Annotated in this window: 18 protein-coding genes and 3 pseudogenes; 14 read left to right on the plus strand and 7 right to left on the minus strand. The window is 68.2% G+C overall.

Going from position 1 to position 16,284, the window contains the following annotated elements; genetic code table 11:
- The first annotated feature begins 111 nt into the window (after window positions 1–111).
- The 4 genes from IF09_RS0132975 (at window position 112) to IF09_RS0132990 (ending at window position 4,390) form a co-directional block, all read left to right on the plus strand.
- Complete coding sequence (locus IF09_RS0132975) at window positions 112–849, plus strand: hypothetical protein (RefSeq protein WP_158710122.1); 738 nt, start codon at window positions 112–114, stop codon at window positions 847–849.
- Window positions 850–1,331: 482 nt separating this feature from the next.
- Entirely contained in the window at window positions 1,332–2,015 is a 684-nt protein-coding gene (locus IF09_RS0132980; RefSeq protein ID WP_030302076.1) for a hypothetical protein, read from the plus strand.
- 493 nt (window positions 2,016–2,508) lie between these two features.
- Window positions 2,509–2,712: a hypothetical protein gene (locus IF09_RS0132985; protein WP_051833313.1), complete on the plus strand. Its 204-nt coding sequence runs from the start codon at window positions 2,509–2,511 to the stop codon at window positions 2,710–2,712.
- Window positions 2,713–3,760: 1,048 nt separating this feature from the next.
- Window positions 3,761–4,390 (plus strand): esterase/lipase family protein, encoded by a 630-nt coding sequence (locus IF09_RS0132990; RefSeq protein ID WP_106975190.1) that lies wholly within the window; start codon window positions 3,761–3,763, stop codon window positions 4,388–4,390.
- A 184-nt stretch (window positions 4,391–4,574) separates the two neighbouring features.
- On the opposite strand, the gene IF09_RS0132995 is transcribed toward IF09_RS0132990, so the two are convergent.
- Window positions 4,575–4,769 carry a hypothetical protein gene (locus IF09_RS0132995; RefSeq protein WP_030302080.1) on the minus strand — a complete coding sequence of 65 codons (195 nt, stop codon included), beginning with the start codon at window positions 4,767–4,769 and terminating at the stop codon, window positions 4,575–4,577.
- A gap of 199 nt (window positions 4,770–4,968) precedes the next feature.
- Between IF09_RS0132995 and IF09_RS0133000 the strand changes: the two genes are divergently transcribed.
- Both IF09_RS0133000 and IF09_RS0133005 read left to right on the plus strand, forming a co-directional pair.
- The gene (locus tag IF09_RS0133000; protein WP_030302082.1) at window positions 4,969–5,244 is read left to right on the plus strand and encodes an isoamylase early set domain-containing protein; all 276 of its coding nucleotides are present in this window, start codon (window positions 4,969–4,971) and stop codon (window positions 5,242–5,244) included.
- 380 nt (window positions 5,245–5,624) lie between these two features.
- Window positions 5,625–5,801, plus strand: a complete 177-nt coding sequence (locus tag IF09_RS0133005; RefSeq protein ID WP_234321237.1) for a hypothetical protein — start codon at window positions 5,625–5,627, stop codon at window positions 5,799–5,801.
- A gap of 68 nt (window positions 5,802–5,869) precedes the next feature.
- On the opposite strand, the gene IF09_RS0133010 is transcribed toward IF09_RS0133005, so the two are convergent.
- The 3 genes and pseudogenes from IF09_RS0133010 to IF09_RS42160 all read right to left on the minus strand — a co-directional run bounded on the left by IF09_RS0133010 (window position 5,870) and on the right by IF09_RS42160 (window position 7,239).
- Window positions 5,870–6,367: a GNAT family N-acetyltransferase gene (locus IF09_RS0133010; protein ID WP_030302084.1), complete on the minus strand. Its 498-nt coding sequence runs from the start codon at window positions 6,365–6,367 to the stop codon at window positions 5,870–5,872.
- A gap of 240 nt (window positions 6,368–6,607) precedes the next feature.
- Window positions 6,608–6,733 (minus strand): annotated as a pseudogene (locus IF09_RS48360) (hypothetical protein); the annotation flags it as partial.
- Between the two features lie 176 nt (window positions 6,734–6,909).
- Window positions 6,910–7,239, minus strand: a complete 330-nt coding sequence (locus IF09_RS42160; RefSeq protein ID WP_051833317.1) for a hypothetical protein — start codon at window positions 7,237–7,239, stop codon at window positions 6,910–6,912.
- Between the two features lie 1,374 nt (window positions 7,240–8,613).
- Between IF09_RS42160 and IF09_RS0133020 the strand changes: the two genes are divergently transcribed.
- The 4 genes and pseudogenes from IF09_RS0133020 to IF09_RS47565 all read left to right on the plus strand — a co-directional run.
- Entirely contained in the window at window positions 8,614–8,850 is a 237-nt protein-coding gene (locus IF09_RS0133020) for a hypothetical protein (protein WP_030302086.1), read from the plus strand.
- Entirely contained in the window at window positions 8,840–9,097 is a 258-nt protein-coding gene (locus IF09_RS0133025; protein WP_030302088.1) for a hypothetical protein, read from the plus strand. Before IF09_RS0133020 ends, IF09_RS0133025 begins: the two co-directional genes overlap by 11 nt.
- Window positions 9,098–9,108: 11 nt before the next feature.
- Window positions 9,109–9,336 (plus strand): hypothetical protein, encoded by a 228-nt coding sequence (locus tag IF09_RS0133030; protein WP_030302091.1) that lies wholly within the window; start codon window positions 9,109–9,111, stop codon window positions 9,334–9,336.
- Between the two features lie 50 nt (window positions 9,337–9,386).
- Window positions 9,387–9,690 (plus strand): annotated as a pseudogene (locus IF09_RS47565) (transposase); the annotation flags it as partial.
- A gap of 188 nt (window positions 9,691–9,878) precedes the next feature.
- Here the strand turns inward: IF09_RS47565 and IF09_RS0133035 are convergent.
- Window positions 9,879–10,823: a LysR family transcriptional regulator gene (locus IF09_RS0133035; protein WP_030302093.1), complete on the minus strand. Its 945-nt coding sequence runs from the start codon at window positions 10,821–10,823 to the stop codon at window positions 9,879–9,881.
- A gap of 119 nt (window positions 10,824–10,942) precedes the next feature.
- On the opposite strand from IF09_RS0133035, the gene IF09_RS0133040 reads away from it, so the two are divergent.
- The 3 genes and pseudogenes from IF09_RS0133040 to IF09_RS0133055 all read left to right on the plus strand — a co-directional run bounded on the left by IF09_RS0133040 (window position 10,943) and on the right by IF09_RS0133055 (window position 13,447).
- Complete coding sequence (locus tag IF09_RS0133040; RefSeq protein ID WP_030302095.1) at window positions 10,943–11,755, plus strand: inositol monophosphatase family protein; 813 nt, start codon at window positions 10,943–10,945, stop codon at window positions 11,753–11,755.
- 49 nt (window positions 11,756–11,804) lie between these two features.
- Window positions 11,805–12,440, plus strand: a pseudogene (locus IF09_RS0133045) (NADPH-dependent F420 reductase); the annotation flags it as partial.
- A gap of 743 nt (window positions 12,441–13,183) precedes the next feature.
- Window positions 13,184–13,447: a GlsB/YeaQ/YmgE family stress response membrane protein gene (locus tag IF09_RS0133055; RefSeq protein ID WP_030302101.1), complete on the plus strand. Its 264-nt coding sequence runs from the start codon at window positions 13,184–13,186 to the stop codon at window positions 13,445–13,447.
- Window positions 13,448–14,401: 954 nt separating this feature from the next.
- On the opposite strand, the gene IF09_RS0133060 is transcribed toward IF09_RS0133055, so the two are convergent.
- Window positions 14,402–15,235: an enoyl-CoA hydratase/isomerase family protein gene (locus IF09_RS0133060; RefSeq protein ID WP_030302102.1), complete on the minus strand. Its 834-nt coding sequence runs from the start codon at window positions 15,233–15,235 to the stop codon at window positions 14,402–14,404.
- A 121-nt stretch (window positions 15,236–15,356) separates the two neighbouring features.
- On the opposite strand from IF09_RS0133060, the gene IF09_RS0133065 reads away from it, so the two are divergent.
- Window positions 15,357–15,746 (plus strand): winged helix-turn-helix transcriptional regulator, encoded by a 390-nt coding sequence (locus IF09_RS0133065; protein ID WP_030302104.1) that lies wholly within the window; start codon window positions 15,357–15,359, stop codon window positions 15,744–15,746.
- A 234-nt stretch (window positions 15,747–15,980) separates the two neighbouring features.
- Here the strand turns inward: IF09_RS0133065 and IF09_RS0133070 are convergent.
- The coding region (locus IF09_RS0133070) for a hypothetical protein (RefSeq protein ID WP_030302106.1) at window positions 15,981–16,284 on the minus strand (304 nt) is incomplete at its 5' end.

Genomic DNA, 16,284 nt, shown 5'->3' on the forward strand with positions numbered 1-16,284 from the left:
GATCGAAAAGGCGGGCGCGTGGGGGGCAAGGGTCTTGGGGTACGCGTTTGTGCATCTCTCCCTTTCCTGCCCGAATTAATCGAGTGGAAAGATAAGAGGAGAGAAACCAGCATGCGCTCCGTTATCAGAAAAGGCCTCACTACCACTGCCGGCGTCGCTCTTGCCGGAATAGTCCTGGCGATGCTGCCCGGCTCGGCTCAGGCCGACGACGGCCTGGCCTCGCAGGCCTCGCGGGTCGCCAAGTACCAGGCCTACCTCGCGATGAAGGTGGCTCAGGGGGACGAGCAGGCCAAGGAGACCGCGCAGGGATTCTCGGCCCTTTCGAGCACCCAGAAGACCCGGTTCCTTGACCTGCTCGAGGACCGCTCCCTGATGAAGCAGCTCTTCGAGGCGGCCGAGTCCCCGGCTGCGGCGGGTGTCACGCGGTCGGTGCTGGCGGGCGGCGATGTCGTGGTCGAGCGAGAGTCCGCCGGTGGCGGCGATGATGCCTCCCCCCACTCCAGCGCCGCGCTGAGGGCGGCCGGCTACCGCGACATGTGGGCCTCGTACTCGTACACCGACAAGTTCATGGGCGTGAAGGTCTCCCGGGTCTCGGTGCGAACCAACTACCAGGTCAAGGGCAAGGACACCACGAAGGTGTACCCGGGCAGTGCCTCCCACTACCTCTTCGTGCCGGGGTGCGACTTCTCCCACAGCCCTGTGAAGGAGTGGATCTCCTCGCCGCCGGCCGACAACGCCCAGAGCGAGACGATTTGGACCGCGTCGTGCTGGGGCAGCGCCTGGGACGAGCGGGAACGTGTCTGGGGTGACTACCGGGGCTTCGTCGGCGGTTACCTGAAGGACGAGTAGATCCGACCCTGGGCCGCGCGGGCAGGGAACGCTTCCACGAGCCCGCCCGCAAGCCCCAGCCGGTCGTTTGTGAATATCCCTGCCTCTCGATAGAGGTGGGGACATTCGCGTGAAGGCGGGTTGTGTGCCGTAACCCAGAGGTGCGTTTGACAGGAGTGTGTTCGTGACACCTCGTCAGCCGTGAATTCGCCCGGGCGCGGGGGAGTCACCGCCGCAAGAGCTCCGCGCGGACTGGACATGTGAGGCGCGCAGGTCAGGGTGCTGCGCCAGGTGATGCGTGGGTGGCGGGATCGCAGGTGGGGCAGGGCGCCCCGAGGGACGCGGTGCCCGGGCCGTTGGTGGGCATGTGACGAGCAAACCGAAGGATCCCGTGGCCAGAGCCGCTTACCTCGGGCCCCACCTCCGAGCCCAGGAGCTGGGCGGTCGGCCATACGGAGTAACGAAACAGACGACGGGCCGCGCCCTGCGGGCAGAGTAGGGGAATGGAAGACCCCGAGACGAGGCCGGTGGGATCTCATAGCAGACAACGGTTCGAGCTCGTGCACAAGTGGTCGGCTACGGCGGCAGCTGTCGTCGCCCTCGTTATTTCGCTCTACAATTTCGCCGAGTTGCACCGTCAGCCGAGCATCGAAATGACGCTACCTCATCTATTTCGTCTCGAAAAGCTCGGCAATGGGGTGCGGTTCTATGTGCGGCCGACCGTGTCCACCAGGTTCAAGAGCGAGGATGTCGAAGTAATCACTGAAGCGCGCTTGCAGCTCACTCCGACCGATTTCAATTCGATTTCCAAGCGGCCGGTCTTCTATTGGAGGGAGAGCGTTGAGTGGTATTACGACCCCGATTCGGACACCGTCAATAACCACTGGAGCGGTGATCCTGCCCCGTTTATCGTAAGCCAGGACAAGCCTCAACAGCCGTCCTTCGAGTTCCGGGCCAGCGACTGGATGTATCAGGCGGGCCGGTATGAAGGCTCCCTTGTATTGCTTCGTTCAGGGGATCGCGCTCCAATGACCAAGAGGTTTTGCCTGATTATTTCTGAGGCGGCTGTCAATGAACTGAAAAATCCGCAGCCGCCGGACCAGACGATCCGCTTCTTCCGCAACGACCTGCCCAAGTTCGCCTCGGCCGGCAGCGAGGCAGGCTGCTACCGGAGGGACATGGATTAGAGACCGCTTCTGAGCAGATAGGGGTCCATTGATCGGTTTGTCGCACGCTTCCTCTGGTCAGCGGGGAATGCGGCGGCGCTCCAGCTCCTATGCCTTATCGCGTAGTCCCCGCAATCCAGGCTCCGCCTTCCGCCGGGGCGGACATCCCTGTGACGGCGGAAACTGTACGTCTTCGAGCGGGCCGTCCGGAGAGCCCGGCCGGCAGAATTCGCGTGCCACAAGGGCCCTCGTGGGGCCTCCGGTTGAGCCCCGGGGCTACTCGATGTCGAGTGGCTGGCGTCAGTCGCCGTTCACGGTGAGGCTGACGGGCGGGGCGGGGATCGCGTCCTTCCTCGGCACTGAAGGGACGGCCGCCCCTACGACGCTGCCATACCGGGAGGGGTGTCATCCGTGTGCCTCGCATCGCGGTCGACGTGATGCAGACCGTCGCCGTGCGTGTCAGCGTGACCAGAGAGAGGAATCCGCACCCCACGCCCCAAGAGGAGTCGCCGTCATGCACGGTTCGCAGGACAAGCGTCAGGAGTCGGGCAAGGGCCGCGAGGCGCAGGAACACCATCGCCGCCCCGGAGACCCTGCGCAGCCCCAGCCGGGCAAGCACTCTCGCGACAAGGGACAGAAGCCCGGCCAGGAGGAGACCTCGCGCCGCCGCGAGGACGACCTGCTGCGCGAAGAGGACCTGCACGATGAGGGACTCTGAGCGCACCACTCCGTCTCGATGACGACGATACCCGCTACACCATGGGCCGGGCCGCCGAGATGCTCGGATGCCGGGTTCCGCGGAGTCGGCCCCGTAGTCCCAGCTCGGACGCGGGAACAAGTAGCCCGCCGGGAGCTCTGAACCCGCTGCATCGGCCGGACGGACTGCGAGGTCCCCGACGGTGTGGGTGAAGGGCAGAGGCGAACGAGTAGGCGTGCAACGGCCGTCGTTGCTCGGGGCTGGGACAGGGTCCGCATCACAGCCTTGAGACGGCCGTGAGACAGGAGCCCTGTGTCTTTCGCCGGCCGGCGGGCGGCCGATATGCCGTTCTACGGGATGCCATTGACCATCTCACACCGCACGGCGGTGTCTCCGTCGCCTGCTTCGCCGTCGCAGTCGTCCGTCTGCGGTCCGCCGTCGAGGTGGTCGTCACCGGGGACCGCCCGGAGCGTGTCGTCCCGTTGCCGCCCTTGAGCCGGTCCTTCCCGCCCGCTGCGCCGGCGGTCTCCGTGGCGTCGAAGTTGGTGTGGTCTCCGAAGAGCGTGTCGTCGCCCCCGGGGCCGTCGACAGATCGCGGCCGGCGGTCGTGACGCTGGCGTCGACCACGGCGCTGTCGCCGCCGAGGACTTCGTCCGCGCTGCCGCCGCCGATCCGGTCGGCACCGGCTCCGGTGGCGCTCCCGCCTGCAGGGACAATGATGTTGTGGTCCCCGATTGCGCCGAAACCGCCGTCCGGACCGAGGCCGATCCGGTCGTCCTCACCGCTGCGCTTTGCGTCCCGGGCGGCCTCGCTGTCGCCCACGACGAATTTCACCCCGGGGCCACCGAGGAGGACGTCGGCACCTGTCGAGGGCGGGGCGTCAGGATCCGCGGGCGGTGCCCCCGACGTACCCGGTACCCGGCGAGGTGTCACGTTTCTGCGGTGAAGCACTGCCCCCGGGCGGGTGAGCGAACCGACTAACCCTGGTGGTTTCAAGCGCCGGGCACGCTACAAACCTCACGTGATCAGGAACCTGTTGCGGAGCTTGCCTGCGCTCCCCCTCGTACTCATGCCTCTCCTTCCCGCTCCCGCTTCCGCCGCCGACCGGCAAGGCGACCTCCCCGATCCCGTCGTCTTCGTCCACGGCTGGAACTCCGACGGCTCCACGTGGAACACCATGGCCGGCCACTTCCGGGCCGACGGCTGGCCAACCACCCACCTCGACCAGTGGACCTACAACGCCACACAGTCCAACGCCACGACCGCCGCCCAGCTCGCAGATGAGATCGACCGTGTCCTGGACATCACCGGCGCGACCAAGGTCGACGTCATCACCCACTCGATGGGCGCCCTGCCTTCCCGCTACTACCTCAAGAACCTCGGCGGAACTTCCAAGGTCGACGCGTGGGTCTCCCTGGCAGGACCCAACCACGGCACCGAAACCGCATACTGGTGCGGCGGCGCCCCCTGCATCGAGATGCGGCCGGGATCCGACTTCCTCAGCGCCCTCAACTCTGGTGACGAAACCCCCGGCTCCCCCCGCTACGCCACATGGGGCTCGCCATGCGACATCGTCATCAACCCTAAGAGCAGCGTTGCCGTCTCCGGCGCCGTCAACAGCACGACCGGCTGCCTCAGCCACAGCCAGCTGCAGGCCAGCCGGGTGGTGTACGGGGAGGTCAAGACGCACGTTCGCTAGGTCAGGCTTTGCGGCATGCGGCATGCGGCATGCGGCATGCGGCGCTGCGGCCTCCGGGCCGCGCCAGTCGGGTTCATCCCCCTGGCCGGGGCACCGTCCGGGCCTGCCTGCAGGGCGTGACAGAGCCCGGCCGGGGTGCCTCGGGGCGCCCGGCCGGGCTCTGCGTGCGTGGGGTGCCGTGCTGTCAGAAGTCCTCGTCGCGCAGGTCGCGCTCCTCGCGCAGCGGGTCGTCCTCACGGCGCTTGATCTCATCGGGGCTCTTGCCGCGGGACGGGGCACCGGGCTCAGGATGGACCGGGTCCTGGCCGGGCCTGTGCGGACGCTGCTGCTCCTCGCGGCCCTTGCCCGGCTCTTGGCGCTTGTCCTGCATACCGCCCATGACGGCGACTCCTTGCTGCGTGGGGTACGGATTCCTGCCGCTCACGCTGACACGAAGCAGCATGTTTCGCACCATTTCGGATCCGGATCGTGGCGGGAGGGTGATGCGTGGCCGGGAGCGGATGCGTCGGAATGCGGGCCGCGGGTCCGGTGCGCAGGATGGGCGTACCCCATCCGCCCTTCCGTCAGGAGCAGATCCCATGCTGGAGCGCATGCTGCGCAAGGACCGCACCGAGGTCACCTTCATCCTTCCCGCCGACACCCCGCCCGGACCGGTCAGCGTGGTGGGCGACTTCAACGACTGGCAGCCCGGCGTCCACACCCTGCGCCCGCGCAAGGACGGGAAGCGGGCTGTCACGGTCGAGCTGCCACCCGCCAGTGCGCACTCCTTCCGGTACCTGGCCGCGGGCGACTACTGGTTCAACGACGAGAGCGCCGGTGACCAGGACGGCACCAACAGCCGTCTGCACACGTGAGACTCCAGTTGCAGATCGCCATGCCACGAGCGCACACGCGAGAACACCCGCACCCACAGTCCCTTGCGGCAGTACGCGGCCAACGGCCGTCGGATCGCTTGGAAATCCTTGAATGGGCCACCTTCTCACGGGAAATGTCCGTCGATGACGGCTCCCCGGACCAAGGGAGTGGCCTGGGGATCCTCTGAAGCAGCAGCCGCAGCCATGTGGTCATCGGCGGCCCGGTGGCCTGGGCGGCGACGGCAGGGGCCTTGACCGTGGCGGAGTGGTGGATGTGCCCCGGTTCGGGGGCGGGACCGGCTGCGGCTGCCGGTTGAGTATTCGTCAGGGCGTCGGATCACCGGGCGGCGCCCCCGGAGCCAAACCGCATCCACGCCCGCGTGTGGACCACCAATGGCTGGAGCGCCAAGACCAAGGTCGAGGACGTCGCCAAGTTCAGGACCTACCGGGACCAGGCGTACCCCCAACGGCACTTCCCGGCGGGCACGCGGCTGTGCGCGGAAGGCTTCCGCGGGGGCTCCAGCGTGGGGCTGGCCTGCATCACCATCACTGAATGACCCGCCCTCACACCGGCGCGACCAGGGTCTTGCTCGATGTTCCACCGACTCGAAGAGGCGGGCTCCCCTTATCCCCGCATGCCGAATGAGATCCATACGTCGGGCGGCAGGTCGGGCCGACCCGGAACGGGCCTGCGATCCTCCGTCCATCCGTCAGCTGCGATCTCGGCCGCGACGCGGCGCCAGAAGGGCGCTGCGGCCACGTTGGCGTCCTGGAAGGCGACTTCCCACGGGCCCGGATGCTTGGCGACCACCTCTTGAACGGCACGTATGCCGATCCCGGATCTCCGGGCCCCGCGTACCACGAAGAAGCTATTGAGCACGCGCGTGTGGCCGACCAGACCGCGGACGAGAGCGAGTCCGACGGGGTGTTCGCCGCTCATCAGCAGGTACGGCGCCCAATCGGTGTCGTCGAAGGCTGCCTGGAGCCATTCGCTTCGGAACGTCCCGTCCGGGTTGGGAAGCAGGTCACTGAACTCGGACAGGTCATGGCGGAACATCAGCCAAAGACGTTCCAGCACGGAACGGTCGGCTTCGTTCGCGAGGCGCACGGATACGTCAGACATGAAACTCCTTTACGGGACGACGAACAACGGGCCGCACCACATGCCGAATCTGTGGTCATGCGGCGGCACGAAAAATGACACCCACGCGGGCAGGCACACCGGCGGGAAGGACAAGGCGGGCCAGGGCACAAAAAAGCCTCTCGGCCGGATACGCATCCGGGCCCGAAAGGCTGAAGACGTGATCTTAGCAGGCGCCTCAGTGAGACCGGCTGGCAGGACACCGCCGATCGACGGCGCGGACTACCTGCTGCGGAACCGGCCTCGGACGAGGACGGTCCAGGCTGTGCCTCCGGGCTGGTGGTCGGGCTTGGCCGCCCCTGCCGCGAGGAGGACCTGCTCGGCTGCTTCGACGTCGTCGTAGGAGAGGTCGAGGTGGAAGACGAGCCCCGTCGTCTACGAGCTGGTGCCGTAGTCCCACGCTCGGCACAGCCAGGAGCTGCGGATCAGGCGAGGCGGGAGCCGAGACGGCAGCGCATCTCGCCGCGGCCCGGCGGATGTCTCGGGCTGCTCGGCATCGTCACCTTGGCCGGATGCGGGCATGTTCAGAGTGCGTTGAACGACCAGAAGACGCCGACTTCGTCCGTGCTCACTGCGATCAGGCCGAGGTCCATCAGGTAGCCGGTGAAGGCGCGGCCACCGGCGAGTTCCTCGGCCAGGAAGTCCGGGGAGTCTGAGGTCAGGGCCAGGTCGGAGGAGGTACGGAAGACGGCGTTGGGACCGAACCGGCTGAGCACCGTGCGGGCGACGGCCAGTACCTCGTCCCGGTTCGCCCGAGACCAGATGGGGGAGGGCTCGAAGAACCACTCCTGGGCCAGCGAGGCGAGCAGCTCGCCGGCGGCGCGGGGCGTGACCGGGTGGGTCCAGGCGTGCACCTCCTCGGCCGTGAGCGGCAGGAACGGGTAGGAGGGGTGGCCGTTGTCGCGCAGTTCCTTGCCGGTCTGCGAGTCCCGTACCCGCCAGCCCCGGGGTCAGCGACCGCCCGGTGCATGAAGGCCAGGACGTCTTGTGCCCAGTCCTCGTGCAGCCGTGGCCCGGTCATCGCGAAGGTGTAGACGTCTTCGAGGAGCCGCGCCAACGCGACGTCCCAGGCGACGCCTTGGCAAGAAGCCTGCGCGCCGGTTCGCCCGGCCTCAGCCACCGCCCTGAAAGCACCACAGCACGAAGGCCACCGCGTACAACGTGAAGATCGCCAGGTCCGGTGATGCCCCGGCGTCGCAGCCAGGTGCGATCGCCTTCGAGCCGTAGCCCTTGTCGCCGATGACGTGGGCGGGCCTGGTCCGTGGCCGGCCTGGTCCGCGCGCGGGGCACCCGTATGGCGCCCATCACCGGCGTTGAACCGGGCCAGTTGTTGGTGTTCCCGCCGGTCAGGACGAATGCCAGCGGCCTCCCGCGCTCCATCGCGGGCCCAGGTCTTCACCCCCGCCGGCACCGACGGCTGGGTCCCCGCTCCAGACCCAGCTCGGCTCCCTGGCAATGCAGTTGCCTTGACGACCGAGCCGCTGATTCCCGGGAGCTGGAGCGTCTCTCCCCGGGGGAGGGGGACTGCGGCTCCAGCGCAGCTCGTGCTCCCCTCGTACAGAGGGCGGACCAAGCAGAAGACGAGACACCACCGAAGCGGTCATCGGCGCCGGCACCGGCGGCACCCTGACCCGCCCGCAACTCCTGCTTCTCGGCCGCCACGATCGGGCCGGCCGGCTGCGTGCGGTCGGCCGCACCGTGCCGCTGGGGTACTCCCGGCGCCGACACCGGAAGCCGCCCGGCAGGTCGCCGAGCACCTCACCGCGGCCGCAACCGGGCACCCGTGGGAGGGCCGTGCGCTTCTCGGTGACCTGGGGGAGCCTTGACGTCCCCCCCCCGTCCACCCCGGCCTGGTCGCCGAGGCCAGCGCGGACCGGCCCGTCGACGACTGCGGCGTCTACCCCCCCCGCTGCACTTCCAGCGGCTGCGCTTGGGCGTGGGCGCGGCGGCCGTTCCCAGCTGCTGCCGGCTGATCACCGGTCCGCAGGGGTGCAGGGGCCCACTCACCCGCCCGCGCTGCGCGACGGCGGCGCGTCCGCCGAGACGGTCGCCACCGGACTCGGGACCGTCCGCTCCAAGGCCCTGGTTCTGCTCCTGACCGCGCAGGACAGGCGGCGGCACCCGGCAACGGCCTTGTCGGCTCTCGGTCACGCCGGTGCGGATTCCGGCCCGCGGGGGCGGGCGATACCGTGGTGACACCACGCCAGATGACAGCCCAGGAGTCCCGGATGAGCGAACAGCCGGCCACCGCGCCCGTGCTCGAACGCCTGCCCCTTGACGAGCGCGCTGCCGCGTCCGTCGTCGCGTTCGCGGCCGAGCAGCGGGGGAAGGTCGATGTCCTCGCCTCGGTGGTGGAGGGCATCGCCGCGTACGGCTACCCGTCTCCGGAGACCGGCGAGTTGTGGGCGACCGCCCGCGATGCCCACCTCGATCGCTTCATCGACGAGCAGCCCCGTGTCGCCTGAGCCCTCCGCGCGCCGCTCGCGCGTCGTCATGGTCGAACCCGCCCTGACCCAGCTCACGAAGCTCACTGCGAACGAGACGCACCGCCTGGACCGCGCGATCGTCGCCCTCAGCGTCAACCCGGGGCTCGGCACCGAAGTCCCCGGCACCCTCCTGCGCGACTACGCAGACGAAATCGACGGGGTCCGGGTCGTCTACTACGTGACAGCCCTGCAGACGATCACGATCGTGGCGTATGTCGAAGCCTGAACAGACCCGTCGTGATCGACCTCGGCCGCGTCATCCAGGCCGACATTGCCAGCGTCTACCGGGCCGCTGACCACATCCGTACCTGGCGCATCCGACCCTCCTTCTCAGCCGGGACACGTTCCGGCTTCGTCGCTTCGTCATGCCGTGACGCCCGCCGGCCCGTGGCCTACCCCGGAGAAACCGCGCAGTTCACCATCCTGCCCGTTCGCAGCACGCTGCCCCCTGCCTGCCCCGGCTAGGCATACCTGGTCACGGAGAGCTGGGACGCCTACCACTTCAAGACGACTACGGTGACCGCGAAGTCCTCGCGGCAACCATCAGCGTGGCTACCACGGGCGCGGCACCTGGAGGCGGCTGCCGCCGGTCTCCGGGCCGTCGGGGCCGACCGCACACCGACGATTCACCGAGTGGACCGCCGCCCGGGTCTGGGCCAACTCCCCCGACCGAGTCAGCCTCGACGTACTGGGATCGCGCGGTGATCTGGACTGGTCGTGCGCGATTGACTCCGTGAACATGTGGGCCCTCAAAGGAGGGAGCTGACAGCTCCGAATCCTGTCGACCGGGGTAAGAAGGGGCCGGAGATCCAATTGATCAATGGCCTCTTAGTGCGGCTCAGCAACCCGTACGAGCGCTTACCGTCCTGCGCGACGCCCCCACCCGGTTGGCGTGGGCGCCGGACCGTAGCCGGACCGCGCCCTCGGCCCGGCTCCCATCGGCAGGGTAGGTGGTGTTCGCGAGAACGGTAGTTGGCTGCCGCGGGCGTTTCCCCGGGGGTATGCGTTTACTGCCGGGGCTGGTTGGTGAGGGGCTGTGGAGTGGCGGTCGGTGGTGTGAAAAGTGCCTGGACGGTTTCGGTGGCCAGGTCTCGTAGCCAGGTGTGGGCGCGGTCGTTGTCGTAGCGCTGATGCCACAACAGGTACAGGGGGACGTCGGGCAGCGGCAGGGGCAAGGGCAGTGTGGCCAGGCCGAGTTGTTCCCGGGCCGTGCGGGTGACGGCGTCGGGGAGGGTGACGACGAGGTCGGTCTCGAGGGCGAGTTGTAGTGCGAAGGCGGCGGTGGGCCCAGCGGCGGCGACGCGTCGTTCGAGGCCGTGTGTGGTCAGGGCGTCGTCGATCGGGTCGCGCAGACTGCCGCGTCGCGAGACGGCGAGGTGTTCGGCGCCTGCGTAGCGCTCGAGGCTCAGCCGGCCTTCGGTGAGCGGGTGGCCCGGTCGGACGGCGACGACGAGCCGGTCCCTGCCGACGAGCCGGTGGCGGATGTCGGGGAGCGGCGGAGTGCTGGAGCTCGATTCGAGGTCGACCTCACCCCGGCGCAGCTCCGTGTCGTCCGTTGCGGGTTCGGCGGACAGGCGCAGTCGGACGCCGGGGGCCTGGCGGTGGACGGCGGTGATCAAGGCGGTGCCGGAGGCTGCGGTCAGGGCGTCGTGCCAGCGCACGGTGAACACCCGCTCGAGTGCCGCCAGGTCGAGTTCCTGCTGCGCGGAAAGGAGTTGGTGGGCCTGCTGCACGAGGGTGTGGACCTGGGCGCGCATGGCCAGCGCCCGGGTGGTGGGGACCATGCTGCGGCCGGTGCGGACCAGGATCTGGTCACCGGTGGCCCTGCGGATGCGGCCCAGGGAGCGGCTCATCGCCGGAGCGGTGACGTGGAGGCGTGCTGCCGCGCCGGCAACACTGCCTTCTTCGAGCAGGGCGTCCAGGGCCGTGAGCAGGTTCAGATCCAGTTGCATGTCAGTAACTCTACAAGTGACAAGCATGCACTTGTTGTTAATGGCCGGGCAGCCTACTTTCGAAGTGCGGGGGCGAGACAACCGCCCCCGCTTCCACCGATTCCCCAAGGAGCCCCGCCATGAGCACAGCCATGCCTTTCAACGCCGGCACGACGCTGCTGTCCGACGTGACCGCCGCGGTGAAGGCCGCCGGCCTCACGCTGCGCGACCGCTACACCTCCCACGCCCGGGGCGTGAGCCTGGACGAGATCGTCGGCGAGATCCACGCCAACGACGACGCGGTACTGAATGTGCTGCGCGAACCCCTGTTGCAGGCCCGGCAAGGGTCACAGTGGGCCGAGGACGAGCTGGCCGGCGGCGCTCTCCCGCCGGGGGAATGGTGGGTCGTCGACCCCGCCGAGGGCAACATCAACCACGTCCACGGCATGGAGGACTGGGCCGTCACCGCCACTCTGGTCAGCGACAACCAGCCGGTACTCACCGTCGTCCACCTGCCGCTGACCGGCGACACCTACACCGCGGTCGCCGGCGGCGGTGCGCGCCTCAACGACCGGCCCCTGAAGGTGTCCGCCAAGACCGACCTGGGCGCCGCGCTCATCGGCACCGGCCAGGCCAAGCCCGGCGAGGACGAGCGCACCTTCCGGCGGATCGGTGACTCCGTCACCGCCATGCTCATCAACGGCCTCGTCGTGCGGGTGTCCGTTCCCGCCACGATGCAGCTCATCCACGTCGCCGCCGGACGCATGGACGCGTTCTGGCAGTTCTCCGACGTCCGCTCCGGCCTGGTCGCCGGCGCCCTGCTGGTCTCCGAGGCCGGAGGCACCGTTACCGACCTGGCGGGCGAACCCTGGAACACGGGCAGCCGCGACTTCCTGGCCGCCGCCCCCGGCATCCACGCCGCCGCCCTCAAGATCCTCTCGCCGATCGCCTGACCGGACGCCTCCGCTCTTCCCCACCCCATACCGCAAGGAGCATCACCGCATGACCACCATCGGCATCCTGGGCGCCGGCCGCGTCGGCACCAACCTCGCCGGCAAGCTCTCCGCAGCCGGACACCACGTCACCCTCGGCACCCGGAACCCCGAAGACACCACCGCCGGCACCGCCGGACTCGCCCCGCGGATCGCCTTCGCCGACCACCGCACCACCGCCCGCACCACGGACATCGTGATCAACGCGACGCCCGGCGACAGCGCCCTGGACCGCCTCGCCGACCTGCACGCCGAGCTCTCCGGAAAGATCCTCATCGACGTCTCCAACGCAACCCGCGACGACGGTGACGGCCTGCCCGGCGACCTGTGCTATCCCGGCAGCAGCCTCGCCGAGAAACTCCAGGCCGCGCTCCCCGACACCCATGTCGTCAAGACCCTCAACACCATGCTGTTCATGGTCATGACCGCTCCCGAAACCCTGGCAACCCCACCGACCGCCTATCTCTCGGGCGACGACGAACAGGCGAAGAAGACCGTCTCCGGTCTGCTCGGCGACCTGGGCTGGCAGCCCGAACGGATCGAGGACCTCGGCGACATCACCACAGCCCGCGCCACCGAGGCCATGATCCTGGTCGTGCCCCACATCCTGCGCCGGCACGGCTTCAAGCCCTTCGCCGTCTCCTTGACGGGGCCTTTGACGGCTCCGGAGGCAGGGCAGGGTGAGGCACCCGAGCTCCAAGAACAGGTCCACGCGGGGACCGGCCGGGTATTCGGCGGAACGATCGCGTCGATCACCTGCCGGTGATCACGCCACCGCCCACCCCGCTCGGGAGCCCGGTCCGGCAACAACGACTCGATCCGTGCCCACCGCACGTCAGCCAATGACACACATCAACCAAACGATCAGATGATCCCTGAGAAACGGCCTGGTCCGCACGGCTGCGCACCTTGGCCCGCCTGCCCCCTGCGTCACCGAGGGGCCGGCAGCGGACACCGTCGACGCCCTGCTGCGCCTCGTGCTGTCCCCACGACCTTGAGATCACCGAGAACGGGTCTCGCATGAATCGTTTGGGAGTCGCCGGTGAGGACATATGCGTAGCGTAAGGCGTTTAAGGGGACGATATGGGCACTGGTGAGAAAGCGAAGGCCGAGATAGAGCGGGTTGCGGGAAGGGCTGTGAAGAAAGCAGCCCATGCCATGGGCAAGGAGACTCTGGCCGCCAAGGGTGCCGCTCTGGAAGCCCGGGGCAATGCCCGGCGCGTCAAGGAGAAGGGCAAGGACGCGTTGAGTTGACCGCGTCGGCTCCGTGGTCGTTTGCCGAGTGGTTGAAGGTGTTGGTGCGGGTACGGCCTCGAAGGGTTGGATCCGCCTCAACAGCACGGAAGTAGAAGTGCGCCGCTCATTTACGCGACGAGACGGGAAGGAATCATGGGCATACTTGCTTGGATTCTTATCGGGCTGTTCGCGGGCATCATCGCGAAAATGCTGATGCCTGGGAAGGACCCTGGCGGCATCATCATCACCATATTGATAGGCATCGCGGGCGGCCTGCTCGGCGGGTGGCTCGGTAAGGTGATTTTCGGAGTTGACTCCATCGACGGCTTCTTCGAGATTTCGACGTGGATCGCCGCCATCGTCGGCTCCTTCATTCTCCTCGGCGTCTTCCGCCTCTTCAGCCGCGCTAGGCATTAGCAGGAAACGGCAACCGGACGCCGGTCCCTTTGATATGCGAAACGGCTTCCCTGCGTGAGCGGGCGAAGCCGTTTCCTTCGTTCACCGCACGCACGGCTCACGGTGACCTGAACTCGGTGAGGTCGTGCTGCGAGGGGTTGCTCCGAGCCCGGCGGACCCAAGCCAACCCGGCATTCGCGCCCTAGTGTGTCGCCGCGGTCCGTCCGTAACCCAGGCAGGACGCGCTTCATCCTGCGACGCAGCGCCCGCCGAGCGGCCCACACCGTCACTCGCAAACCCCATACCGTCAGTCGCAAGAGGATCCGCCCCACGACAGGTCGTCGCATCCACCGAACAAGCGCCCAACGACGTCTCCATTTATGTCCGTGCCACCCCAGGGTGCGCTTCACCATTGCCTCCCCGTAGCTACGGGCCGGTGTTCTCATCGTCGGCAAGAACAAATTCCGGATCAATGGAGAACCATCTGGAAGTCCCTGTGTGCCACCTACCCGGTTTCAAACACGGAGAACGCTGCAATTGGAGAAAACCGTCGAGGTGTACCCCCATGGCACTCGCGGACGCCGAGGCCACCAGGCCAAACAGTCTGCCGACGACCCCAGGGCGAACACGGCAGGGCCGTTGCCGCCCATCGTGGGACGGAAAGGGTCTGGTCCGAGGAGGCATCCCCTCACCGCGCGGGTGGCATGCCGGGTGGGCCATACGGTGCGGGCGTCGGTCACCATGACGGTGACGGGAGCCGCCGTGGCGTGCTGAGTGCCAGGTAGGCGGGGACGGTCGGCGACGCGCTTCTGTGTTGTGGGGTTCCTGGGCTGTGTGCGGGGCCGGCTGGTGGGGGAGGCTTTCGTGCCGGTGTCCCTGGGGGACGGGCCTGCTCGGCGCTGAGGTGAGCGAGCCGCATGCTGTCGCGGCCGACAGGGCAACGGCGAGTATGTGGCTGGCGCTCTCGTCCAGGTCCTATCCGGCCAGTCCGCGGAGCAGTCCCTCCAGATCGCGCTCGCCGTCGCGGGTCTGGGCGCCGTAGGCCAGTCCGCCGCGGATGACCTGCTCGGTTGCGGGGCGAATGATCTGGCCCGCCCAGGCGTCGTGCTCCCGCAGGAGACCCTCGGCCAGGTCATCGGGGACGATGGCGCGTTTGGCTGCCGCGATCACACCTTCGGGCAGGGCGGCGATGTTACGGGCGAGGCGGTCGACGATGTCGTCGAGCTCGCCAGCAGGGACGGCCCGGTTGACCCAGCCGTAGCGCTCTGCGGTTTCGGCGTCGTACAGGTCGGCACTCAGCACCACCTCCAGGGCGCGATTGCGGCCGACCCGACTGGCGAGGTACTGCGTGCCTCCTCCACCGGGGACGATGCCCATCAGAGCCTCAATTTGGCCGATCCCGGCGCGACCGATCGCCGCGAACGCCATGTCCGCTGCCGTGACGAACTCTGCCCCTCCGCCGCGCGCCATGCCGGCAAGCTTGACGATGGTCACCTGAGGCTGGTGCCGCAGTAGTTCCCCCAGTGCCTGGAAGACGTTGACGCCGTCTGGAAGGTCGGCCGCGAGGTCGTCGAAGGCGTCCGGCGTGTCGACGAGCGACATGTCGACGTGGGCTATGAAGAACTCCGGGTCGGCGCTGTCGAACACGATCACCCGGACGGAGTCATCGTCCCTCAGCGCGGTCAGCAGGTGCCGGAGCTCGGCCATCAGGGCGGCGTTCAGGACGTTGACGGGTGGATTGTCGAGGGTGACGCGGGCGATGCCGCTCTCGCGACTGACCCGCAGAGTCGCGTAGGCGTCGTGGTTCATGGGATATCCGATCGGTACCTGGTAGGCATCTAGGTTCCTGATGCATACTTACAGTGCGGTGGTGGGCGACCGGCGTCAATAACGCACTTTCGGCATCTCAAGGATCGCGAAGGATACCGGCATGGCCATTTCTGAAACCGGCGCTGGCGCTGACACCGGCATCGTCTACCGGTCCGATTGCCCCAGCCGCCCGATCCTCGACCAGATCGCCGACAAGTGGTCGATGATGGCGATGGCAGTCCTTGACAGGCCCCGTCGGTTCAACGAGATCAGGCGCCGTCTTGAGGGCGTGACCCAGCGGGTCTTGACCCAGACCCTGCGCCGCCTGGAACGCAACGGGATGGTCGTGCGCCGCGTGCTGCCAACCTCGCCGGTCGGGGTCGAGTACTCCCTCACCCCGCTCGGGGAATCCCTGCGGGAGCCGTTCGGCCGGTTGTACGACTGGACGGTCGACAACGCGGACGAAATCCGGGCGCACCAAAGGGAGTACGACCGACGTGTTCAGGGCTGAGACGGCGTGTCCGAGAACCCCGTCGTCCTGAGATGACTCGCTCGGGGCGCCATCTCAGTGTGCCCGGTCCCCGAATCTGCGGTCCCGAGGGTGGCATCTCACGCTGCGGCCGACGCTTCCCCCTCGGCCTCGAACCCGACGTCCAGGCGCGAGCCGATTGCGTCCGGCCGAACCGTCAGTTCCACGATGTGCGCCCCGGGCCGGACGGCAGCCCGCGGCTACGCCGGGGCGTGGCTAGATGCGGGGCAGCCAGCCGTCGGCGAAGTCGGAGCGCTCCCGTGCGCGTTGTGCTTTCTCCTCGAGGAGTCGGCGGAAGCCTGCCAGGGCGTAGCGTTCTCCGGTGGCTGCTCGGGGGCCTGGGATGCCGGCCACGGTGGCCATGCACTGCTGGGGCTGGGGTTGCCAGCCGGTGACCAGTACGCGTAGGCGCATGCGCTCGGCGCGCCGGTGCAGGTCCAGGAGGTGGAGCAGGCCGTCGACGTCCATGGCCGCCACTGCGTGCAGGTCCACCAGGAGATCGCGTTCGTCCATGGTCACG

The organism is Streptomyces katrae, from assembly GCF_000717655.1.
Lineage (GTDB): Bacteria > Actinomycetota > Actinomycetes > Streptomycetales > Streptomycetaceae > Streptomyces > Streptomyces katrae_B.

Excerpts from the sequence above, each read along its gene's own strand:
- IF09_RS0132975 (WP_158710122.1), top strand. The coding sequence starts at position 112 with ATGCGCTCCGTTATCAGAAAAGGCCTCACTACCACTGCCGGCGTCGCT.
- IF09_RS0132980 (WP_030302076.1), top strand. The coding sequence starts at position 1,332 with ATGGAAGACCCCGAGACGAGGCCGGTGGGATCTCATAGCAGACAACGG.
- IF09_RS0132985 (WP_051833313.1), top strand. The coding sequence starts at position 2,509 with ATGCACGGTTCGCAGGACAAGCGTCAGGAGTCGGGCAAGGGCCGCGAG.
- IF09_RS0132990 (WP_106975190.1), top strand. The coding sequence starts at position 3,761 with ATGCCTCTCCTTCCCGCTCCCGCTTCCGCCGCCGACCGGCAAGGCGAC.
- IF09_RS0132995 (WP_030302080.1), bottom strand. The coding sequence starts at position 4,769 with ATGGGCGGTATGCAGGACAAGCGCCAAGAGCCGGGCAAGGGCCGCGAG.
- IF09_RS0133000 (WP_030302082.1), top strand. The coding sequence starts at position 4,969 with ATGCTGGAGCGCATGCTGCGCAAGGACCGCACCGAGGTCACCTTCATC.
- IF09_RS0133010 (WP_030302084.1), bottom strand. The coding sequence starts at position 6,367 with ATGTCTGACGTATCCGTGCGCCTCGCGAACGAAGCCGACCGTTCCGTG.
- IF09_RS0133020 (WP_030302086.1), top strand. The coding sequence starts at position 8,614 with ATGAGCGAACAGCCGGCCACCGCGCCCGTGCTCGAACGCCTGCCCCTT.
- IF09_RS0133035 (WP_030302093.1), bottom strand. The coding sequence starts at position 10,823 with ATGCAACTGGATCTGAACCTGCTCACGGCCCTGGACGCCCTGCTCGAA.
- IF09_RS0133040 (WP_030302095.1), top strand. The coding sequence starts at position 10,943 with ATGAGCACAGCCATGCCTTTCAACGCCGGCACGACGCTGCTGTCCGAC.
- IF09_RS0133055 (WP_030302101.1), top strand. The coding sequence starts at position 13,184 with ATGGGCATACTTGCTTGGATTCTTATCGGGCTGTTCGCGGGCATCATC.
- IF09_RS0133060 (WP_030302102.1), bottom strand. The coding sequence starts at position 15,235 with ATGAACCACGACGCCTACGCGACTCTGCGGGTCAGTCGCGAGAGCGGC.
- IF09_RS0133065 (WP_030302104.1), top strand. The coding sequence starts at position 15,357 with ATGGCCATTTCTGAAACCGGCGCTGGCGCTGACACCGGCATCGTCTAC.